An 18,833-nucleotide genomic window follows, 5' to 3' on the forward strand; every position below is an offset into this window, starting at 1 on the left:
CCATCGCCGAGGCCCCGATGCCCTGGACGAAGCGTGCGGCCAACAGCCAGCCCGCGTTCTGGGCCAAGCCCCCGCCGAGGCTGGCGAGGGTGAAGACCACCAGTCCGGTGACGAAGACCCTCTTCTCCCCGAAGCGGTCGCCGGCTCGTGCGACGAACAGCAGGAAGCCGCCGAACGTCACGAGGAAGCCATTGACGACCCACTGTTGCAGATCCACGGACAGCCCCAGATCCTCGTGCATTCCGGGCAGGGCGACATTGACGATCGAGGTGTTGAGCACGAGCAGGAACTGGGCGGCGCATGCGATCGCGACGATCCACGCGACCGGCGCTCTTCGCGTCGAGGACGCGGGGGTGCCTCCGTGTTCTCTGACCTTGGGCTCTGGCATGGCGGTTAGCCCCTTCCAGTTACTTCTGGTTTGTGAGCACATTTTGTGCCTAACCAGACCGTAAGTTACTGTTTGAGTGGCGGCAAGGAGGCACTTTCATGTCCGCAGGGAACATCGAGATGCAGACCCCCCTCGAGTACGTCGATGACTGTCCGGTGCGCGAAGTCCTCGACCGTGTCGGAGACAAGTGGAGTGTGTTCGTCATCGTCCGTCTCGGCGAGCGGACCTACCGTTTCAACGAGCTGCAGCGCTCCATCGAGGGCATCAGCCAGCGGATGCTCACGATCACTGTGCGGAGCCTGGAACGCGACGGACTCGTAAAGCGCACCGTCTACGCTACGGTCCCGCCCCGTGTCGACTACGAGCTGACCGAGCTCGGCAAGACACTCCTGATCCCGCTCACAGCCCTCAGCGCCTGGGCCAACGACCACCGCAACGACATACGAGCAGCCCGGGCAGAACACGACCGCCAGGCGGCGGAGGAACGAAGCGCGGTCGCGAGGTAGGCGTCAGCCTCGTGTCCCTTGCGACGCGAACGCTTCCTCCTTCTGCGCGAGGGACAGACCGCGCCGACGCATCGGGGCACCAGGCCGACGAAGATGCGCGAACCTTTCAGATCGGCCGCGAGCATGCCGAGGCCGGAGAAGGAGCCAGGGTCGCGATCTACTCGGCGGAGCGGACCGTCATCGACTGCTTCCGGCTCATGCATCAGGACGGCAGCGATGTCGCGCACGAGGCGCTGAGGCGATGGCTTCGCCGGAGAGGGAACACTCCAGCGGCACTGTTGAAGGTCACAGCAGGGGACTGCTGCGAACAGGAGGTCATCCCGCGATGTCTGCGTCCGTGAGGCCGCCGTCCGGCTCGACTTCGATGAGGATGACATGACCCCAGAACAGGCCCCCATCGTCGTAGCACGGCGTCATCGAACCATCTGTCGAAACGGAGAGCTCAGCGAGCGAGATGCGCTCGACGAAGACCTCCTCCGTGAGGGGTGCGTCATCGGGGGCGTCCGAATCTGCTTGCCATTCGCGGGCGATCTCCAGGAGATTCGTTGCGGCGTAGCGACGCCATCGTGCATCGGTGGACTCCGCGTCCGCGAGACAGCATTCGAGACGCGCGAGCGCTGCCCCGCACGTTTCAGAGCCTTCTTGCGCGTCATCGTCGACAGACAAGTGCGCGCTCACTTCATGACCGCACCAGTCGATGGCGCCCGAAAACAGGCCGAGGGAGCGCTGTAGCTCGAAGGTGCCGACATCTGTCGTCACGATGACGGGCTCGAGGTGCCGTGCGAGCCTCTCGTCGAGCGCGGGAACATGCACATCTCGCTCGATGACCTCCTCGAGGGCGAACACGTGGCTGAAATCCGGAAGCGGCGTTCTTGGCGGCCCCGCGTAGTCCGCCGGGTCGGCGGGGAGGCGCCGGCGGACCCGAACCGTGTACTGAGTGTGCGATTTCAGGTCATGCACCCAGTCGCCGCGCTGCTCGTCCGTTGCGAGCCAGTGCAGACGACCACCGTCGAGAGTCACCGCACCGTGCTCATCCACATATCCGAGAACCTCCGCCGAGGCGGTCCACAGAATCTCTGTCCCCGCCTTTCCGGCGCCCCCGGTTGAAGAACCCGTCAGCACGGTGATCTCGATGACTTCGCCTGCGTGCGTCCGCTCGAAGCGCGCACGCTCTTGCTTTTCGCTCACGGGTTGCGAGTTTAAACGTTGCGCCGGAACTGCTGCCGGCCAGGCCTGCGCCGATTCGTCAGGCGGCGCCGAACTCGGAGCGGTGATCGCGCGCCCAGCTCTGCAGCGTGCGACCCGGGGCGCCGGTGAGGGCCTCGACGGAGCGCACCCGGTCCGGCTCCGCGACGGTGTCGCGCCAGTAGTCGAGCAGCATCGCGATGATCGGCTCCGGGACGAACTGCGCCACGTCGGCGCGGAACTCGTCGGGGCTGATCTCGACCACCTCCAGCTCGCGGCCGATGCCGGCGGCGATCGCTCCTACCTGCTCGCGGCGGGTGAGCGACTGCGGGCCGGTGATCGGGATCGCCTGCCCGATCGTGCCGTCGTCCAGCAGCGCAGCGGCGATCGCGTCGGCGACATCCGCCTCGTGGATCGGCGCCTGCGCGCTGTCCAGGTACGGCACCCGGATCGGCGCGCCCATCGAGATCGGCCACGCCCAGGACAGCAGGTTGTTCGCGAACGTTCCGGGCCGGAGGATGGTCCACGCGCTCGTCCGACGGGTGATCGCGCTCTCGACGGCGGCGTGGTGGAGCTGGCTCGCCGAGCCCTCGTCTCGCGCGAACTCGCGCGCGGCGGCGAGTGAGGACAGCACGACGAAGCGCTCAACGCCGGCGGCGACGGCTGCCGCGGCGAACGGCTCGACGTTCTGCGCGGGGAACACGAATGCGCGGTCCACGCCTGCGAACAGCTCGGGGGTGAGGGAGCCGGGGTCGGCGAGGTCGGCTCGCGCGACCTCGACGCCGGCGGGGAGACCGGCCGCCGAGGGGTCGCGCGTCAGCGCGCGCACCTCGACGCCCTGGTCGAGCAGGGCGTGCACGAGGGGTCGGCCAACGGAGCCTGTCGCTCCGGTTACCAGGATGGTCATGATGCGCCTTTCGTCGTTTCGTCGCCGGCGTCTCCGGCTTGTTCTCCATGCTTCCTAAATATGCGGTCAGAAAGTGTCCGCATATGCGAGAGACTGGGATTGTGCCCGAACTCTCCGCTGCCCGCCGCTCGCTGCGTCTGCTCGAACTGCTGCACGCGCGCCGGTTCTGGCCGGGAGCAGAACTCGCCGGCCGTCTGGGCGTGACCGCGCGCACACTCCGTCGCGACATCGACGCGCTGCGCGAGCTCGGCTACCGGATCGATGCCCGGCCCGGCCGCGACGGCGGATACGGCATAGCCGTCGGCTCGGAACTGCCGCCCCTCGTGTTCGACGCGGGCGAGGCGGTCGCGACTGCCGCCGCGCTCGCCGTCGCGGTCGACGGCCCGGTCGGCGGCGTCGCGCTGACCGCGCTCGCCAAGCTCGAGACAGTCATGCCTGCGGCGCTGCGCTCACGCGTGCGGGCGATCCGCTCGAGCGTCGCGCTCGGCGCTGTGCCGGTCTCCGATCCCGTGGATCCGGAGGTGCTCGCGGTGCTCGCCCTCGCCGCGCGCGACGGGGAGCGCGTGCGCTTCCGGCACCGGCCGGCGCCGCGCCCCGGCGACGACTCGCCCGTGGACGCGACGCGCCGCGCCGACCCGGTCGCGCTCGTCCCCCGCGGCGGGCGCTGGTACCTCGTCGCCTGGGATCTCGATCGCGCCGACTGGCGCACCTTCCGGGTCGACCGCATCAGCCGGGCGGAGCCCACCCGCGTCGCCGCAGGCACACACCACATCCCCGGGGGCGACGCGGCCGCGTTTCTCGCGGAGCAGCTCGACGCGCTCGTGCGCCAGGTGACGGCGACCGTGCGCATCTCGGCGCCGCTGGCCGAGGTCACCGGACTCCTCGGCGACTACGCCGGCGGCTTCGCCGCTGACCCGGTGGATCCCGACGCGACCCTGTGGCGCATCGCCGACGCCCGCTGGCAGGTGCTGGCCGGTGCCCTGGTCTGGCTGCCGTGGCCGTTTGAGGTCCTGGACGCCCCGGAGCTGGCGGAGATGCTCGGGCAGCTCGCCGAGCGGTTCGCCGCAGCGGCGGCCCACTCGCCGACCCTTGCAGACGGAGAGAGCCTGGTCTGCGGAACGATTGGAGAACCACAGTGAGTGAGAAGATCGACTTCACAAGGACCTTCGATGGCTATCAGGCCAAGCGGGGCCAGTTCAGAGTCATCCAGATTCCTGCCCTGCGCTATCTCATGATCGACGGCCACGGCGACCCCAACACCTCACCGGCTTACACGCGGGCCTTGCGGGCGTTGTACCCGGTGGCGTACAAGGTGAAGTTCGCCAGCAAACGCGAGCTCGGGCGAGACTACGTCGTTCCGCCTCTCGAGGGCCTGTGGTGGGCAGAGGACATGAACACGTTCACCACGGTGAGAGACAAGTCGCAGTGGGACTGGACCGTGATGTTGATGGTTCCCGACTGGATCGACGAGGCGATGTTCCACACGGCTGTCGAGCTCGTCCGCGCCAAAGGGCCCGTCGAGCGGCTGGAGGACGTGCGATTGGAGACGCTCGCGGAGGGGCTGTGTGTGCAAACGCTGCACGTCGGCTCGTTCGACGATGAAGCGGCCGTCCTGGAGCAGATGCACCACGTGTTCATTCCCCGTCAGGGGCTCAGCATCAGCGGGAAGCATCACGAGATCTACTTCAGCGACTTCCGCAAGGTCGCCCCCGACAAGCTCCGCACCCTCCTGCGGCAGCCTGTCGTTGAAGCCGCGACGTAACCCAGAGTGGGCGTGCGGCGCGCGACAGCGCACCGTCAATCAGGCGGCGAGGCCGAACTCCAGCACGCGCAGCGCGGCCCGCGTCTCGTCGACGTCGGCGCCGTCGGCGACGGCGGCGAGTGCCGCGCGCCATGCGGCTGCCAGGATGCGGCCCAGCACCGGCGAGCCGACCGCGGCGCCGAGCACGGCCGCCAGACGGTCAGCGATGCCCGTCGGCGGCACGCCGAGCAGGTGCAGGAACTGCTCGCGCACCGCGAAGTCGAATCCGACAACAAGCGCCGCGCGCACGCCCGCCGCCGCATTCTCGTGGTCGCCGACCGCGAGCGCACCCTCCATGCGGTCGAGCAACCGCCGCTCGACGTCTGCGCGCACGAACTCGTAGAGCCCGAGCTTGCTGCCGAAATGGTGGTAGATCGCACCGGTCGTGACACCCGCTGCCGCCGCGAGCTCGCCGACCGTCACCTCGCCGAATGCCCGATCGCCGAACACCCGCACCGCGGCGAGCGCGAGCCTGCCCTTGGGGGAGGTCGAGATCGGAACCCACTCGCGCATACAGCCATAATGCCGTTACGCTATAGAACAATCTAGTTACGACACGGAGGGTGTCCGCGATGAAGCTCGAGTTCTTCTACGTTCCGACCTCGGACCTGCCCGCGACGCTCGCGCTCTACCGCGACCACTTCGGCTTCACCGAACTGTGGCGCGAGGGCGAGACGACCGTCGCGCTCTCGGCCCCGGGCGGCAATGTCAACGTCATGCTCGACGCCGACCCAGACGAGGAGTCCGGGCCGACGTTCTCGGTCGACCTCGTCGCCGACTTCCACGCGAATCGTCCCGATGTGCTCGAGGTGCGGCTTGAGCCCTCGGCGATCCCGGGCGGCTTCTTCGCCTCATACCGTGAGCCGGGCGGCTCGGTCTTCTATGTCGTCGACCAGTCCACCGAAGGCGAGTCGTAGCGCCCTGGACGCACGCACGTGCCGTGCCCCGAGAAACAAGCGGGTGTTGGGGATTGCGGGCGAACGCTGGTACCGTCGTGCCACGCCGGGACGAAGGGGTTGTGATGCAGGAGAACTGGTACGTGGCCGGGGTCGATTGCGGGGGAACGAAGGATGCCGGGACGGTCTTGCGTCCGGACGGCAAGTTCCTGGTCGACCGGATGATCGAATCGCCGAGCCGCGTGCTCGAGGGGCCGGAGGCCGCGATCACCGCGCTAGAGGAGGCGCTGGACGCCGCTCTCGCTGAGGCGGGGGTGCGGCGCGAGCAGATCCGCGCGGTCGGGCTCGACACCCCGGGGCCGGCGAGCGCGACCGGGGTCATCTCGCGCAAGGGCGCGACGAACTTCAGCGGCCCGGCGTGGCGCGGATTCGATGTGCGCACCGCCCTGGAGGAGCGCATCGGTATCCCCGTCGCGTACATGAACGACGCGAACGCGGCCGCCCTCTACGCGCACAACGCGCATTTCGGGCCGGCCAGTCGGCTGTACTCGTCGATCTCGGCGATCATCGGCACGGGGCTCGGTGGCGGCCTCGTCGAGGCGGGCCGGGTGATCCCGGGCCGCTCGGGCATGGCCGGCGAGATCGGCCACGTGCAGATCCCGCTCGACGGGGTTTTGGAGGACGGGCAGCCGGTTCCGCGCTGCAACTGCGGCCTCTCCGGTGATGGCGAGAGCTTCGCCTCGCTGACCGGCATCCGGCAGAACCTGCTGCCCTACTGGCTGACCCGCTACCCCGACCACCCGCTGCACGCGATAGATGACGAGGCGCGGCGGGCGTATCAGGTGCGGACGCTGGCGGAGGAGGGCGACGAGATGTGCCGGCGCATCTTCGAGCAGCAGGCGAAGGCCCTCGGCGCGCTCTTCCGCATCGCCTCCAACTTCACCGACCCGACCGCGTACTTCGTCGGCGGAGGCGTGGTCGAGACCGCTCCCGAGTTCCGCTCCTGGTTCCTGGCCCGCGTCAAAGAGAACATGAACCTCCGCGAGGAGCAGGCCGAAGCGGCGGTCATCGCCACGGTGCCCGACCTCGACATGGCGGGCGGTCGCGGCGCCGCGCTGGCGGCGCTGGCATCCGTGCTCCCGCCCACGTGACGCGAGCGCGGCCTATCCGCTCGGCTTCGGCCACTTCTGAATGCGCGCGCTGAGCGCGCCCATCACCGCGCCCGGCAGGAGCCTCAGCGCCGTGTTGCGCACGCCGACGGCGAGCGGGCTCGAGGCCTGCGCGACGCGGCCCGTCGCGCGCGAGCGCTGCAAGACCCTCGTGGTCCGCTTCTGCCGTGTCGTCGAGTAGCGGGCGAGCGCGGACTCGAGGTCGCCGACGCGCGCACCGCGCAGCAAGAGCGCCAGCGTCGCGGCATCCTCGATGCCCTGCCCCGCGCCCTGCCCGAGGTTCGGCGTCATCGCGTGCGCCGCGTCGCCGAGCAGCACCGTGCGCCCGCGCACGAACGAGGCGAGCGGCTTCGCGAGGTCGTGGACGTCATGCCGCAACACCGCCTCGGGCGGGGTCGCGGCGACGCACTCCTGGATCGAATCATGCCAGCCGGCGAACCGGCGCCGGACCTCCTCGCGCTCGTCGGCGAACGCCGTGCCCGCCGGCGCATTGAGGGTCGCGAACCAGTAGACGCGGTCGTCGGGGAGGGGCACAATCCCGAAGAGCCGCCCGCGCCCCCACGTCTCCCCGGCCTCGCTGTGAAGGTCGACCGGATGGCGGGTGACCCCGCGCCACGCGGTGTACCCGGCGTAGCGAAGGCCGGTGTCCAGGCCCAGCACGGCACGGTTCCGGCTGCGGATGCCGTCGGCGGCCACCACGAGGTCGAACTCCTCGGCGCGGTCTCCCACGGTGACTCGCGGCGTGCCGTCCGCCGCGACGAGTGCGGCGTTGCCGGTGTGCAGGGTCCCCGCCGTCAGCTGCCCGCTGAGCGCCCGATGCAGGTCGACGCGGTGGACGCTGCGCATCGAGGCGACCGCGCGGCGGGGAACGGTGACGAGCCAGGATCCGGAGGGATGCCGCTGCCCGGCGCGCATCGACGCGATCGCGCCGCTCGACACGCTTCTGACCACGTCGCCGAGCCCCAGCAGGTCGAGGGCCTCGAACGCGTTGCCGAAGAGGGTCAGGCCCGCGCCGTCGGGGTTCGGCTCCCGCCTTTGCTCGAAGACCGCCACGTCGTGGCCGTCCGCTTGCAGACCGGCGGCGGCCACGAGGCCGCCGATCCCGGCTCCGATAACCGCGATACGCATCGTCACTCCCTCTCCCTCCCTATCCAACGGCTCCGGCAACCGCAAGGCGCGCGGCCTTGGCGTTTCCCGGTGTGCGGGGCCGGCGCGGGGCGGGTTTCAGCGCGCGGGCGGCGCCGCGGGCGCATCGCCGAAGTCGAGGATGGCGAGCCGCTCGCCGCCGCGGAGCGCGGACTGGTGGGCCACGATCCCGGGCAGCGTGTAGCGCGCCGCCACCCACGCGTTGACGGGCGGAAGCGAGCCGCCCGCGACGGCGACCGCGAAGTCGTCGACGAGGAAGTGGTGGCTGCCCTCGTGCCCGTTGGGCAGCCCCGTGAGCTCGCGGGGGAGGCGGGTCGCGTCGTGCACGGGCGCGAGGCCCGAGACGAACGCGTCCCGCAGAGCGGGGTCGACGCCGGCGAGCGACGGGTCGTCGACGCTCATGCTCGCCGAGGCCGCGAGCTGGTCGCTGACATCGGTCCAGCCATCCTTGTCTTGCCACACCGCGGTCGCCACGAGCTGCTCGAAGCTCGCCTCGGTGCCGAAGAAGCGGAACCGGCTCTCGCGCACGTGCGACGGGTAGCCGACTCGGCGGAACTCGTTGATGCGCATCGACCCGCCGCCGGCGAGCTCGAACAGCGCGGTCGCGTTCGAGAAGTCGTTGTCGAACATGCTCACGTCGCGGTCGAAGACGCCGTCGTCGCGGTCGTCGCGCACGCCGATGCAGCTCACGCTCACCGCGTGGCCGCCGACCGCGCCGAGCACGCCGCCCACGGAGTGCGTCGGGTAGAGCATGGGCGGATAGCTCGCGGTGCGCTTCCATTCGGGGCCGCCGCTGTGCTGATAGGCGGCGTAGAACCCGAGGTCCATGTCGTGGACGTAATCGCCCTCCGCGTAGAAGACGCGCCCGAGGGCGCCGGCGCGGTGCCGCTCGCGCACGAACACGGTGGCGGGGTTGTAGTAGCTCGTCTCGCCCATCATGTACACGAGCCCCGTGTCCCGAACGGCGTCGATGATGGCCGCGATCTCGTCGACGGTGATCGCCATCGGCACGGCGGAGTAGACGTGCTTGCCCGCCTGTAGCGCGCGCACGACGAGTGGCCCGTGCGTCCAGCGCTGCGTGAAGATCGCGACAGCGTCGACGTCGCTCGCGAGCATCTCGTCGAACGACCCGAACACGCCGGCCAAGCTCTCCCGGCGGACGAGATCGTCCGCGCGCTCGGCGACGGTGTCGGCAACATGCACCGACGTGACGAGCGGGTGGGCGTGGAACAGCTTCGCGAAGTGGCCGGAGAACTGCCCCGCGCCGACGATGCCGAGGGAGAAGGGGATGGCGGGTGGCACACGACGAGTCTGCCACCTGACGCGCCGGGCTCAGCGGGCCTGGTCGCGGCCGTCCTCTGACGCGCGGTCGAACTCGCGCTCCCACTCGCGCAGCTCTTTCCGGCCGCCGATGAGCCCGTCCAGCGACACCTGGAAGTGCAGCCCGCGTCGCGCGTTCACCTGCTTGATGTTCTGCACGAGCTCATCCGACACGGCGGTGACCGCGCTGCTCACCTCGGCGATGCGCTCGTCGGGGTCGTCCCACAAGTGGGGGTGGGCCAGGATGTCGAGGAGGTACTCGTGGTCGAGCGCGGCCTCCAGCTTCCGCAGCTTGTCCTCGTACTCCACGGCGGCCAGGCCCGACTGGCCGGACTTGTCGCCGCGGCTGCTCAATCGTGTGAACAGCTCGGTCGTGTTGTTCGCGATCGTGTCGATGTCGGCCGCTGTCCGAGCCGCCGTGGCGTCGCCCGACGCCCCCGCGGCCGCGTAGGCGCCGTGCAGCGACCTCAACGCGGCCACCCGCGCGCGGATCGCGTCGGGGACGGCGTGCCGGGTTCCGCCGCGCTGCCCGCGACGGCGGAGGATGCCGAACGCGCCACCTGCCGCGGCCGCCAGCACGGCCACGCCGACACCGATGGCCAGCACCACTCCGCCATCCACACCCCCCGCTGACGCCGGCGGCGACGGCTCGGCCGCGACGACCTCCTGCACGGTCTCCACGAGCGCGGGCCGCAGCCCCCCGGCCGAGCTCTCCGCTTCGTTCGCGATGCGGATCGCCTCGCCCGACGGCAGCACGTGCGAGCCGGCGGACAGGTCGTCGCCGACCGCCACGATGATCGTGTCGTACTGGGTGTTCGAAGCCAGCTCCGACACGATCTCCGGCCCGGAGGCCTCCAGCTCCGCGTTGCTGGAGAACACCGCGACGCCGATCGAGGAGTCGCCGATCTCCGAGAGGAGCGCGTCGGTGAGGCCGGAGGCTCCGCTCACCTCTTTCGACACGTAGACGTTGCTCGTCGCGAGCGCGTCGACCGCGTCGTCGACGTAGCCTCCGGACGCGGTGATGACGATGACCATGGCGGTGGCTTAGAAGTTGTTGATGACCGAAGAGAACACGAGATCGATCTTGGCAGCGTCGGAAGCGTCGAACCACTGTCCGCCCGTCGCTTCCGCAATGCGCTGCAACGCGCTGGTGTCGGCGGTGTCGCCGTACGCGATGGGGAAGACCCGCACCGGCGCCTCGTCCGCCGCCTCGCCCTCGCGTGCGCCGATCTTCGCGATGAGCGAGTCGATCGACATCTCCGAATCCGTGTCCTCCCCGTCGGAGAGCACGACGATCGCGTTGATCCGGCCGGGCTCGGCCCGCGCCGCCATCTCGTCGTACGCCTGCGAGATCGCATCGTACAGCGGCGTGCCCTGCCGGTCGGAGAACTTCAAGTCCTCGAGCTGCGAGCTCAGCGACTCGCGGTCCGCGCCGAGGGGCGAGACATCCCGCAACGACAGCACGTTGTCCGGCAGGCCCGTGGTGAAGGCCCACACGCCCACCTCGTCGGTGCTGCGGAAATGGCCGAGCGTGGTCTGGGCTCCCTCGATGGCGCCGTCCAGGCGCGAGCGGCCGTCGCCGATGAGCTCGTCCATCGAGCCCGAGATGTCGATCAGCTCGAGCACCGAGGAGGGCTTGCGGATCTTCGTCCACTGGTCGATCGCCGCAGACACGACATCCACGCCGGGCTTGGGCAGCGTCACTTCGGGCTTGTCCGGGTCGACGCCGTACTCCGAGGTGAAAAGGTCGCCGAGCGGCACGGAGTCATCGAGCGGCCGGAAGCCGAACTCGGGCAGGATCTGCTGCGCCGACTCGGTCGCGAGGAACGCCACGAACGCTTCGCCCGCCGTGCGCTGCTCGGCCGTCACCCAGTCGGCGCCGAGCACCGTGATCGGGTTGTCCGACCACATCGAGCCGCCCGACGGGTAGATCGCGACGAGCTTCTCGCGCGGCGGCGTCAGCTCGTCGCCGGGCTCCACCGTGTGCGAGTCGGGGTTTCCCTGGTTGTAGTTCAGCAGCGAGGTCTCCTCCAGCGCCACGGCGGACACGTACCCGGAGCCGCCCGTGCCGTGCTGGGTCTCGTCGTACAGCGTGGACAGCACATTGCCGGTGGTGTCGCCGTAGTGGATCACGCACTCCTCGAACGCCCGCGAGAAGTCGGCCGCCGCCTCCACGTCTTCGGCCGTGAGGTCGTCGGTCTTTCCCGCCGCCTCGTACGACTGCATGAGGATGGCCGACAGGCCCGTCGTCGACGTGTTCGGGTTCGTCTTGGAGATCTTGAACGACCCCCACAGCGGCTTGCCGACGCTGCTCCATCCCTCGGGGTCGGTGCACAGCTTCTCGAAGTCGGTGATCCCGATCTCCTTGTCCGGCCAGCCGAGAGCCCGCGCCATCGTCTCGGGCACGCCGAACACGACGGGTGTGTGGGTGAACGAGACCGGGTCGCCGACGAGGCCCGGAGACGACGCGGCGGCGACCCGATCGGTCCACACCGTCGACGCCGGAGACCACAGCGTCGGCCAGCGCCTCGTGTCCTCGTCGGGCCACTCGTCGCCGGATGTGAGGAAGCGCGCCCCGTCGCCGGAGGACACGTTGGTCGGCCGTACCGTGGCGCACGTGTCCAGCGCCTCGTGCTCGGGCGACTCCTTGAACGCCTTGGCCAGGGCGCTGAGCATGTTGACCTTCTCGGACGACGTCGCCACGACGACGCTCGTGCAGCCGTCTTCGAGGAAGTCGCCGTCGATCGTGTCGGGGTCGATCGTGGTGCCCGTGCAGCCGGCGAGCACGAGCACGCCCAGCGCGACGAGCGCCGCGGCCGGGCGCGAAAACGATGCTCGCGCGATTCGCGGCGAGCGGGGCGCTCGAGGCTGGTCTCCGGTGAACATGGGGAAAGCATAGGGGGGCCACACGGCGGCCATTCCCGCCGACAGGTCTTCTCACAGCCGTCTGGGGGCTGGCCTCTAGGCTGAGGGACTATGACCGCGCACCTGCCCCCGCGCAGCCGTCTCGTCCACGACGCGCTGCGCGCCGCCGGCATCCCCGGCGACATCGTCGTGCTGCCCGACGCCGCCTCCACCGCGGCGCTGGCCGCGGCCGCGCTCGGCGTCGAGGTCGGCGCGATCGCGAACAGCCTCGTCTTCTGGAGTGACGGCGAGCCGCTCCTGGTGATGACCAGCGGCGCGCACCGCGTCGACACGACGGCGCTGGCTGGGCGGCTCGGTCGCGGAGCCATCGCCCGCGCGACGCCGGAGCAGGTGCGGGATGCCACGGGCCAGGCGATCGGAGGCGTCGCCCCCGCGGGACACCCCGCGCCGATCACGACGGTCGTCGACGAGGCGCTCGCGGACTACCCGGAGATCTGGGCTGCCGGCGGCACGCCGCACACCGTGTTCCCGTTGACGTTCGACGAGCTCGTCCGGCTCACCGGGGGAGTCGTCGCGAAGGTCGGCTGATTCATCACGGGCGGCGGGTCGCGTAGAGGCGGCGCTCGAGCTCGGCCGCGGCCGGCGCGAGGACGGCGGCGAGCTCTGCCGCATCCCGCGCGCTGCCGTCGGGCCACGTGAGCGCCATCGCCGCCGCCGGCCAACCGGTGTGGTCGCGCACGGCGACCCCCACCGAGCGGAGCCCGACGGTGACCTCGCCGTCTTCGAGCGCGAAGCCCGCCACACGCACGCCGCGGAGCACGTCGCGCAGCTCGCCGGGGCGCGCGGGGCCCCGCCCGGTGCGGTCGGCGAACGCGGACGCGTCGGGGTACAGCGCGCGCACCTGCTCGCGCGGCAGCGCCGCGAGCATCGCCCGCCCCGTCGCGGTGAGGTGGGCGGGCAGGCGCACCCCGACCTCCGTGACCAGCGCGGGCCGGCGCGGAGCGCGCTCCTCCACGATGTAGAGCACGTCGCGCCCGCTCATGACCGCGAGGTGCGCGCTCTCGCCGGCCCGGTCGGCGAGAGCGGCCACGATGGGCCGGCCGACGCGCGCGAGCGGCTCCTGCCGCGCGTAGCCCCCGCCGAGCTCGGACGCCGCGGCGCCCAGCCCCCACCGCCGCTCGCCCGGCACCCGCACGACGTACCCGTGCTCGGCGAGCGTGGACAGCAGATGGTAGAGGCTCGAGCGCGGGATGCCGAGCTGGTCGCCGATCGTGCGCGCGGCGACCGGCCCGCGCTGCCGCGCGAGCATCGTGAGGATCCGCAACGTCTGGTCGGCGGCGGGAACCTGCGGTTTGTCTGTCATACCAGACACAGGATGCCACAGCGCGCTGCCGCAAGGGAGCGGCCGGGTGTGGAATCGAGTCATGGCCACTTCACCTGTCGCCGTCGGGACCGCACCGCTCACCCCCGCTGACGTCGTCGCGGTCGCGCGTGACGGCGCGCTCGTCGAGATCGTCCCCGAGGCGTTGGCCCGGGTTGCGAAGACTCGGGCGCTCGTCGAGTCGCTCGCCGACGACCCGCAGCCGCACTACGGCGTCTCCACCGGATTCGGCGCGCTTGCCACCACGTTCATCGAGCCCGAGCGCCGCCGCCAGTTGCAAGCGAGCCTCATCCGCTCCCACGCCGCCGGCACCGGGCCCGAAGTGGAGACCGAGGTCGTGCGTGCGCTGCAGCTGCTGCGCTTGCAGACCCTGGCGACCGGCCGCACCGGGGTGCGCCGCGTCGTCGTGGAGACGTACGCCGCGATGCTCAACGCCGGCATCACGCCGATCGTGCGCGAGTACGGGTCTTTGGGCTGCTCGGGCGACCTCGCGCCCCTCGCGCACGTCGCGCTCGCCGCGATGGGCGAGGGCGACGTGCGGGTCGCCCCCCGGTCGTCGATCGAGGAGCGCAGCGACGAGACGAAACGCACCGCCGGCGAGGCGCTGGCGGCAGCCGGCATCCCTCCGCTCGTCCTCGCGGAGAAAGAGGGGCTCGCCCTCATCAACGGCACCGACGGCATGCTCGGGATGCTGCTGCTCGCGCTGCACGACCTGTCGCTGCTGCTCGAGACCGCCGACGTCGCGGCCGCGCTGTCGGTGGAGAGCCAGCTCGGCACCGACGCCGTGTTCGCCGCCGACCTGATGGCGCTGCGCCCGCAGACCGGGCAGGCGGCCTCGGCGGCGAACCTGCGGGCGCTCCTGGCCGACTCGCCGATGGTCGCGTCGCACAAGGGGCCCGACGACAAGCGCGTGCAGGACGCCTACTCGCTGCGGTGCTCGCCGCAAGTGCACGGCGCGGCGCGCGACACCGTCGAGCACGCGCGCGCGATCGCGGTGCGCGAGCTCGCGTCGACCGTGGACAATCCCGTCCTCACCGACGACGGGCGGGTCGAGTCCAACGGCAACTTCCACGGCGCGCCGGTCGCGTACGTGCTCGACTTCCTCGCGATCGCGGTGGCGGATGTCGCATCCATCTCCGAGCGGCGCGCCGACCGCGCGCTCGACGTCGCCCGCAACCACGGGCTGCCCCCGTTCCTCGCGCACGAGCCGGGGGTCGACTCGGGCCTCATGATCGCCCAGTACGCGGCCGCAGGCATCGTGTCGGAGCTGAAGCGGCTTGCCGTTCCGGCATCCGTCGACTCGATCCCGTCGTCGGCGATGCAGGAGGACCACGTCTCGATGGGGTGGGCCGCCGCGCGCAAGCTGAGGCGCGCGATCGACGGGCTCGCGCGTGTGCTCGCCGTCGAGGTGGTGGCCGGATGCCGTGCCCTCGACCTGCGCGCGCCGCTGCAGCCGGGCCCCGGCACCGCCGCCGTGCGCGACCTTCTGCGCGGCGCGGGAGTCGCCGGCGCCGGGCCCGACCGATTCCTCAGCCCCGACCTCGAGACGGCGGCCGAGCTCGTGATCTCCGGCGCTGTCGCGCGTGCCGCGTTGGGCGGCAGGCCCCGCGCAGACAGCGAACGGCATCACCCGGATCAGGCCATTTCGCCGAGTCAGGACGATTCGGCGTGAATCGTCCTGAGCACGCCAAATCACCTGGTCTGGACAACACCAGAACACCCGATGGAGGAGGACGAATGTCCGGTCACACGCAGAGCGTCCGCGCCCCGCGCGGGCCTGAGCGCACCGCGAAGAGCTGGGGCGCCGAGGCCGCGAAGCGGATGCTGATGAACAACCTCGACCCCGAGGTCGCCGAGCACCCCGAAGACCTCGTGGTGTACGGCGGCACGGGGCGGGCGGCCCGCTCGTGGGAGGCGTTCGACGCGATCGTGCGCACGCTCGACGAGCTCGAGCCCGACGAGACGCTGCTCGTGCAGTCGGGCAAGCCGGTGGGCGTCTTCCGCACGCACGAGTGGGCGCCGCGCGTGCTCATCGCCAACTCGAACCTTGTCGGCGACTGGGCGACGTGGCCGGAGTTTCGCCGCCTCGAAGAGCTCGGGCTGACCATGTACGGCCAGATGACGGCGGGTTCGTGGATCTACATCGGCACGCAGGGCATCCTGCAGGGCACCTACGAGACGTTCGCCGCCGTGGCCCAGTCGCTGGGCCGCGAGTCGCTGGCAGGAACCCTCACCCTGACCGGCGGATGCGGCGGCATGGGCGGCGCGCAGCCGCTCGCCGTCACGCTCAACGGCGGAGCCGTGCTCATCGTCGACGTCGACGAGTCGCGGCTCGCCCGCCGGGTCGAGCACGGCTATCTGGACGAATACACCGCCGACCTCGACGCGGCGGTCGCTCGTGTCCTCGCCGCCAAGGACGCCGGCGAGGCACTTTCTGTCGGGCTGGTGGGAAACGCCGCCTCCGTCTTCCCGGAGGTGCTGGCCCGCGGCATCCCGATCGACATCGTCACCGACCAGACGAGCGCGCACGACCCGCTCGCCTACCTGCCGGCAGGCGTCGCCTTCGAGGACTGGAAGGATGCCGCCGCGACCGACCCCGAGGGGTTCACCGCGCGGGCGCGCGAGTCGATGGCCGCGCACGTCGCCGCGATGGTGGGCTTCCAGGACGCCGGGGCGGCCGTGTTCGACTACGGCAACTCGATCCGCCGCGAGGCGGAGCTGGGCGGCTTCGACCGCGCGTTCGCGTTCCCCGGGTTCGTGCCGGCGTACATCCGTCCGCTCTTCGCCGAGGGCAAGGGCCCGTTCCGCTGGGTGGCGCTGTCGGGCGACCCGGAAGACATCGCCAAGACCGACCGCGCCGTCATGGAGCTGTTCCCCGAGAACGCGGCGCTGCGGCGGTGGCTCGAGAAGGCGGGCCAGACGGTGCACTTCGAGGGGCTGCCCGCGCGCATCTGCTGGCTCGGCTACAAGGAGCGCCACCTGGCGGGCCTCAAGTTCAACGAGATGGTGGCATCCGGCGAGCTCGCCGGCCCGATCGTGATCGGCCGCGACCACCTCGACGCCGGGTCGGTGGCCTCGCCGTACCGCGAGACCGAGGCGATGGCCGACGGCTCCGACGCGATCGCCGACTGGCCGTTGCTGAATGCCCTCCTGAACACGGCGTCGGGCGCGGCGTGGGTGTCGATCCACCACGGCGGCGGCGTCGGCATCGGCCGGTCGATCCACGCCGGGCAGGTGACAGTGGCGGATGGCACAGAGCTCGCCGCCTCCAAGCTCGAGCGCGTGCTGACCAACGACCCCGGCACGGGCGTCATGCGCCACGTCGACGCCGGGTACGAGCGGGCGCGCGAGGTGGCGCGCGAGCGCGGCCTGAAGGTGCCGATGCCGTGACGTCGCTCCTGGTCACGAACATCGGCGAGCTGACGACCAACGTCGCCGCCGACGGAGACCCGTGCGGCACGCTGCGCGATGCGGCCGTCCTCGTGGAGGACGGCCGCATCGCCTGGGTCGGCCCCGCCGCCTCGGCCCCCGCTCTCCCCGGCGCCGAGAGAACACCTGGTCGCCGAGGGGTAGGGCGCTTCCCTACCCCTTGGCGACCAGAAGTTCTCTCGCGGGACGGTGACGGGGACCGGGGTGGGGACGTCGAGGTGGTGGATGCAGGCGGCGGAGCCGTCGTGCCCGGGTTCGTCGACTCGCACACCCACCTCGTGTTCGGCGGCGACCGCGCCGAGGAGTTCGCGGCGCGCATGGCAGGAACCCCGTATGCCGCTGGCGGCATACGCACCACGGTGGCCGCCACTCGCGCGGCGAGCGACGACGAGCTGCGCTCCCGGCTGGCGCGGCTCGTGGCCGAGCTGCACGGGCAGGGCACCACGACGTTCGAGATCAAGACCGGCTACGGGCTCACCGTCCGCGACGAGGAGCGCATCGCGCGCCTCGCCGCCGAGGTCACGCCCGAGGTGACCTTCCTCGGAGCGCACGTCGTGCCGGCCGAGCACGACCGCGACGCCTACGTCGACCTCGTGTGCGGCGAGATGCTCGACGCGTGCGCGCCGCACTGCCGGTGGGTCGACGTGTTCTGCGAGACGGGGGCGTTCACGCCCGACGAGTCCCGCCGCATCCTGGCCGCGGGAGCCGCGCGGGGCCTGCTCCCGCGCGTGCACGGCAACCAGCTCGGCCCGGGCGAGGGCGTGCGGGTCGCGGTGGATGCCGGCGCGGCATCCGTCGACCACTGCACGTATCTCAGCGACGAGGATGTCGCGGCTCTCGCCGCATCCGACACCGTCGCCACGCTGCTGCCGGGTGTCGAGTTCTCCACGCGCCATCCCTATCCCGACGCGCGGCGGCTCATCGACGCGGGCGCGACCGTGGCGCTCGCCAGCGACTGCAACCCGGGCTCGAGCTTCACGAGCTCGATGCCGCTCATGATCGCGCTCGCGGTGCGAGAGATGCGGATGACGCCCGCCGAAGCGGTGTGGGCGGCGACCGCGGGCGGCGCGCGAGCGCTGCGCCGCGACGACGTCGGCGCGATCGCGCCCGGCATGCGCGGCGATCTCGTGCTGCTGGATGCCCCGAGCCGCACGCACCTCGCCTACCGGCCGGGCGTGCCGCTGGTGAGCGCGGTGTTCAAGGACGGCGTGCGGGCTCAGTAGCCGCGATCCTGGCTGCCGCCCAGCGGCGCCTCCTCCAACGGAGCCCACGAGGTGCGTCTGAGGAGCGGCCATACCAACTCGTCGTCTTTCGCCGTGTCGCCCAGGGCGATGATGAGCCCGTACGGGCTCACCGGAGTCACAGCCGTGTCGCTCGCCTCGACCTCGGTGCCGCACCATGTCGCGTCCTCTGTGGCATAGACGACCAGATCGGCGCCGACGGGAATCGCCTTCGCGGCGTCGTCCGCGGTCGTGCCGGATGACGGCCAGAGCTCCAGGGTCACCGTGCGAGTCCCGCCCTCCGCGTCGAGGCCATCGATCGTCGCCACCACGCTCGATCCGCTCTCCGAGACGTCGACCACCTGGATGGCGCCGGTGATCACGGCATCGCTGGAGGCCGCCATCGCCGCTGTGCTCGCGGGCTTGTCGGCTCGGGCCTTCTCCAATGCCGCGTCGTCGCATTCGAATGCCTCGATGAGGCGGCTCGCGGACTCGGACAGCATCACGTCGCCGTCCAACGGCGAGCTCGTGCACTTCGCGGCGCTCGGCAGCGACAGGGCGCCGATGAGGAGCGCGGCCCCCCACCGGCCCCAGCCTCTCATCGCCGATCCACGCCCCTC

The 18,833-nt window shown here is 71.1% G+C and carries 19 protein-coding genes; 9 read left to right on the forward strand and 10 right to left on the reverse strand.

Translation table 11 applies throughout. The annotated features are described in order from the left end of the window. Positions 1-388 (reverse strand): MFS transporter (locus tag QM611_RS08955; RefSeq protein ID WP_415079565.1); only part of this gene is annotated, 388 nt, incomplete at its 3' end. A gap of 98 nt (positions 389-486) precedes the next feature. Between QM611_RS08955 and QM611_RS08960 the strand changes: the two genes are divergently transcribed. Beyond that, positions 487-894: a winged helix-turn-helix transcriptional regulator gene (locus QM611_RS08960; protein WP_415079566.1), complete on the forward strand. Its 408-nt coding sequence runs from the start codon at positions 487-489 to the stop codon at positions 892-894. Between the two features lie 315 nt (positions 895-1,209). On the opposite strand, the gene QM611_RS08965 is transcribed toward QM611_RS08960, so the two are convergent. Together QM611_RS08965 and QM611_RS08970 are read right to left on the reverse strand one after the other, a co-directional pair. Further along, on the reverse strand, positions 1,210-2,082 hold the full coding sequence (locus QM611_RS08965) for a DUF2262 domain-containing protein (RefSeq protein WP_415079567.1): 873 nt from the start codon (positions 2,080-2,082) through the stop codon (positions 1,210-1,212). A 58-nt stretch (positions 2,083-2,140) separates the two neighbouring features. Beyond that, entirely contained in the window at positions 2,141-2,986 is an 846-nt protein-coding gene (locus QM611_RS08970) for an SDR family oxidoreductase (protein WP_415079568.1), read from the reverse strand. A 101-nt stretch (positions 2,987-3,087) separates the two neighbouring features. Between QM611_RS08970 and QM611_RS08975 the strand changes: the two genes are divergently transcribed. Both QM611_RS08975 and QM611_RS08980 read left to right on the forward strand, forming a co-directional pair. Further along, complete coding sequence (locus QM611_RS08975) at positions 3,088-4,125, forward strand: helix-turn-helix transcriptional regulator (protein ID WP_415079569.1); 1,038 nt, start codon at positions 3,088-3,090, stop codon at positions 4,123-4,125. Continuing rightward, on the forward strand, positions 4,122-4,748 hold the full coding sequence (locus QM611_RS08980; protein ID WP_415079570.1) for a GyrI-like domain-containing protein: 627 nt from the start codon (positions 4,122-4,124) through the stop codon (positions 4,746-4,748). Before QM611_RS08975 ends, QM611_RS08980 begins: the two co-directional genes overlap by 4 nt. 39 nt (positions 4,749-4,787) lie before the next feature. On the opposite strand, the gene QM611_RS08985 is transcribed toward QM611_RS08980, so the two are convergent. Beyond that, the gene (locus tag QM611_RS08985) at positions 4,788-5,300 is read right to left on the reverse strand and encodes a TetR/AcrR family transcriptional regulator (protein ID WP_415079571.1); all 513 of its coding nucleotides are present in this window, start codon (positions 5,298-5,300) and stop codon (positions 4,788-4,790) included. Between the two features lie 59 nt (positions 5,301-5,359). Between QM611_RS08985 and QM611_RS08990 the strand changes: the two genes are divergently transcribed. After that, complete coding sequence (locus QM611_RS08990; protein WP_415079572.1) at positions 5,360-5,704, forward strand: VOC family protein; 345 nt, start codon at positions 5,360-5,362, stop codon at positions 5,702-5,704. A 77-nt stretch (positions 5,705-5,781) separates the two neighbouring features. Further along, on the forward strand, positions 5,782-6,834 hold the full coding sequence (locus QM611_RS08995; protein ID WP_415079573.1) for an ROK family protein: 1,053 nt from the start codon (positions 5,782-5,784) through the stop codon (positions 6,832-6,834). A gap of 12 nt (positions 6,835-6,846) precedes the next feature. On the opposite strand, the gene QM611_RS09000 is transcribed toward QM611_RS08995, so the two are convergent. The 4 genes from QM611_RS09000 to QM611_RS09015 form a co-directional block, all read right to left on the reverse strand. After that, entirely contained in the window at positions 6,847-7,980 is a 1,134-nt protein-coding gene (locus QM611_RS09000; protein WP_415079574.1) for an FAD-dependent monooxygenase, read from the reverse strand. 96 nt (positions 7,981-8,076) lie between these two features. Continuing rightward, positions 8,077-9,288: a Gfo/Idh/MocA family protein gene (locus QM611_RS09005; protein WP_415079614.1), complete on the reverse strand. Its 1,212-nt coding sequence runs from the start codon at positions 9,286-9,288 to the stop codon at positions 8,077-8,079. Between the two features lie 42 nt (positions 9,289-9,330). Then, the gene (locus tag QM611_RS09010) at positions 9,331-10,353 is read right to left on the reverse strand and encodes a hypothetical protein (RefSeq protein ID WP_415079575.1); all 1,023 of its coding nucleotides are present in this window, start codon (positions 10,351-10,353) and stop codon (positions 9,331-9,333) included. 9 nt (positions 10,354-10,362) lie between these two features. Beyond that, on the reverse strand, positions 10,363-12,204 hold the full coding sequence (locus tag QM611_RS09015) for a substrate-binding and vWA domain-containing protein (protein WP_415079576.1): 1,842 nt from the start codon (positions 12,202-12,204) through the stop codon (positions 10,363-10,365). Positions 12,205-12,294: 90 nt separating this feature from the next. On the opposite strand from QM611_RS09015, the gene QM611_RS09020 reads away from it, so the two are divergent. Next, the gene (locus QM611_RS09020) at positions 12,295-12,771 is read left to right on the forward strand and encodes a YbaK/EbsC family protein (protein WP_415079577.1); all 477 of its coding nucleotides are present in this window, start codon (positions 12,295-12,297) and stop codon (positions 12,769-12,771) included. Between the two features lie 4 nt (positions 12,772-12,775). Here QM611_RS09020 and QM611_RS09025 read toward each other — a convergent pair whose 3' ends face one another. Next, a complete protein-coding gene (locus QM611_RS09025; protein ID WP_415079578.1) occupies positions 12,776-13,546 on the reverse strand; it encodes an IclR family transcriptional regulator in 771 nt (256 codons plus the stop codon). Between the two features lie 61 nt (positions 13,547-13,607). Here QM611_RS09025 and hutH point away from each other — a divergent pair, with 61 nt between their 5' ends. From hutH to hutI, 3 genes are all read left to right on the forward strand, one after another. Further along, positions 13,608-15,236 (forward strand): histidine ammonia-lyase, encoded by a 1,629-nt coding sequence (gene hutH, locus QM611_RS09030; protein WP_415079579.1) that lies wholly within the window; start codon positions 13,608-13,610, stop codon positions 15,234-15,236. 65 nt (positions 15,237-15,301) lie between these two features. After that, positions 15,302-16,954, forward strand: a complete 1,653-nt coding sequence (hutU, locus tag QM611_RS09035; protein ID WP_415079580.1) for a urocanate hydratase — start codon at positions 15,302-15,304, stop codon at positions 16,952-16,954. Continuing rightward, positions 16,951-18,216, forward strand: coding sequence for an imidazolonepropionase (hutI, locus tag QM611_RS09040; RefSeq protein ID WP_415079582.1), 1,266 nt, complete (start codon positions 16,951-16,953; stop codon positions 18,214-18,216). Before hutU ends, hutI begins: the two co-directional genes overlap by 4 nt. Here the strand turns inward: hutI and QM611_RS09045 are convergent. Then, a complete protein-coding gene (locus tag QM611_RS09045; RefSeq protein WP_415079583.1) occupies positions 18,210-18,815 on the reverse strand; it encodes a hypothetical protein in 606 nt (201 codons plus the stop codon). The two genes, hutI and QM611_RS09045, sit on opposite strands and share 7 nt — an antisense overlap. Between the last annotated feature and the right edge of the window lie 18 nt (positions 18,816-18,833).

The sequence above is a fragment of the Microbacterium sp. genome (assembly GCF_047606685.1).
Taxonomy (GTDB): domain Bacteria; phylum Actinomycetota; class Actinomycetes; order Actinomycetales; family Microbacteriaceae; genus Microbacterium.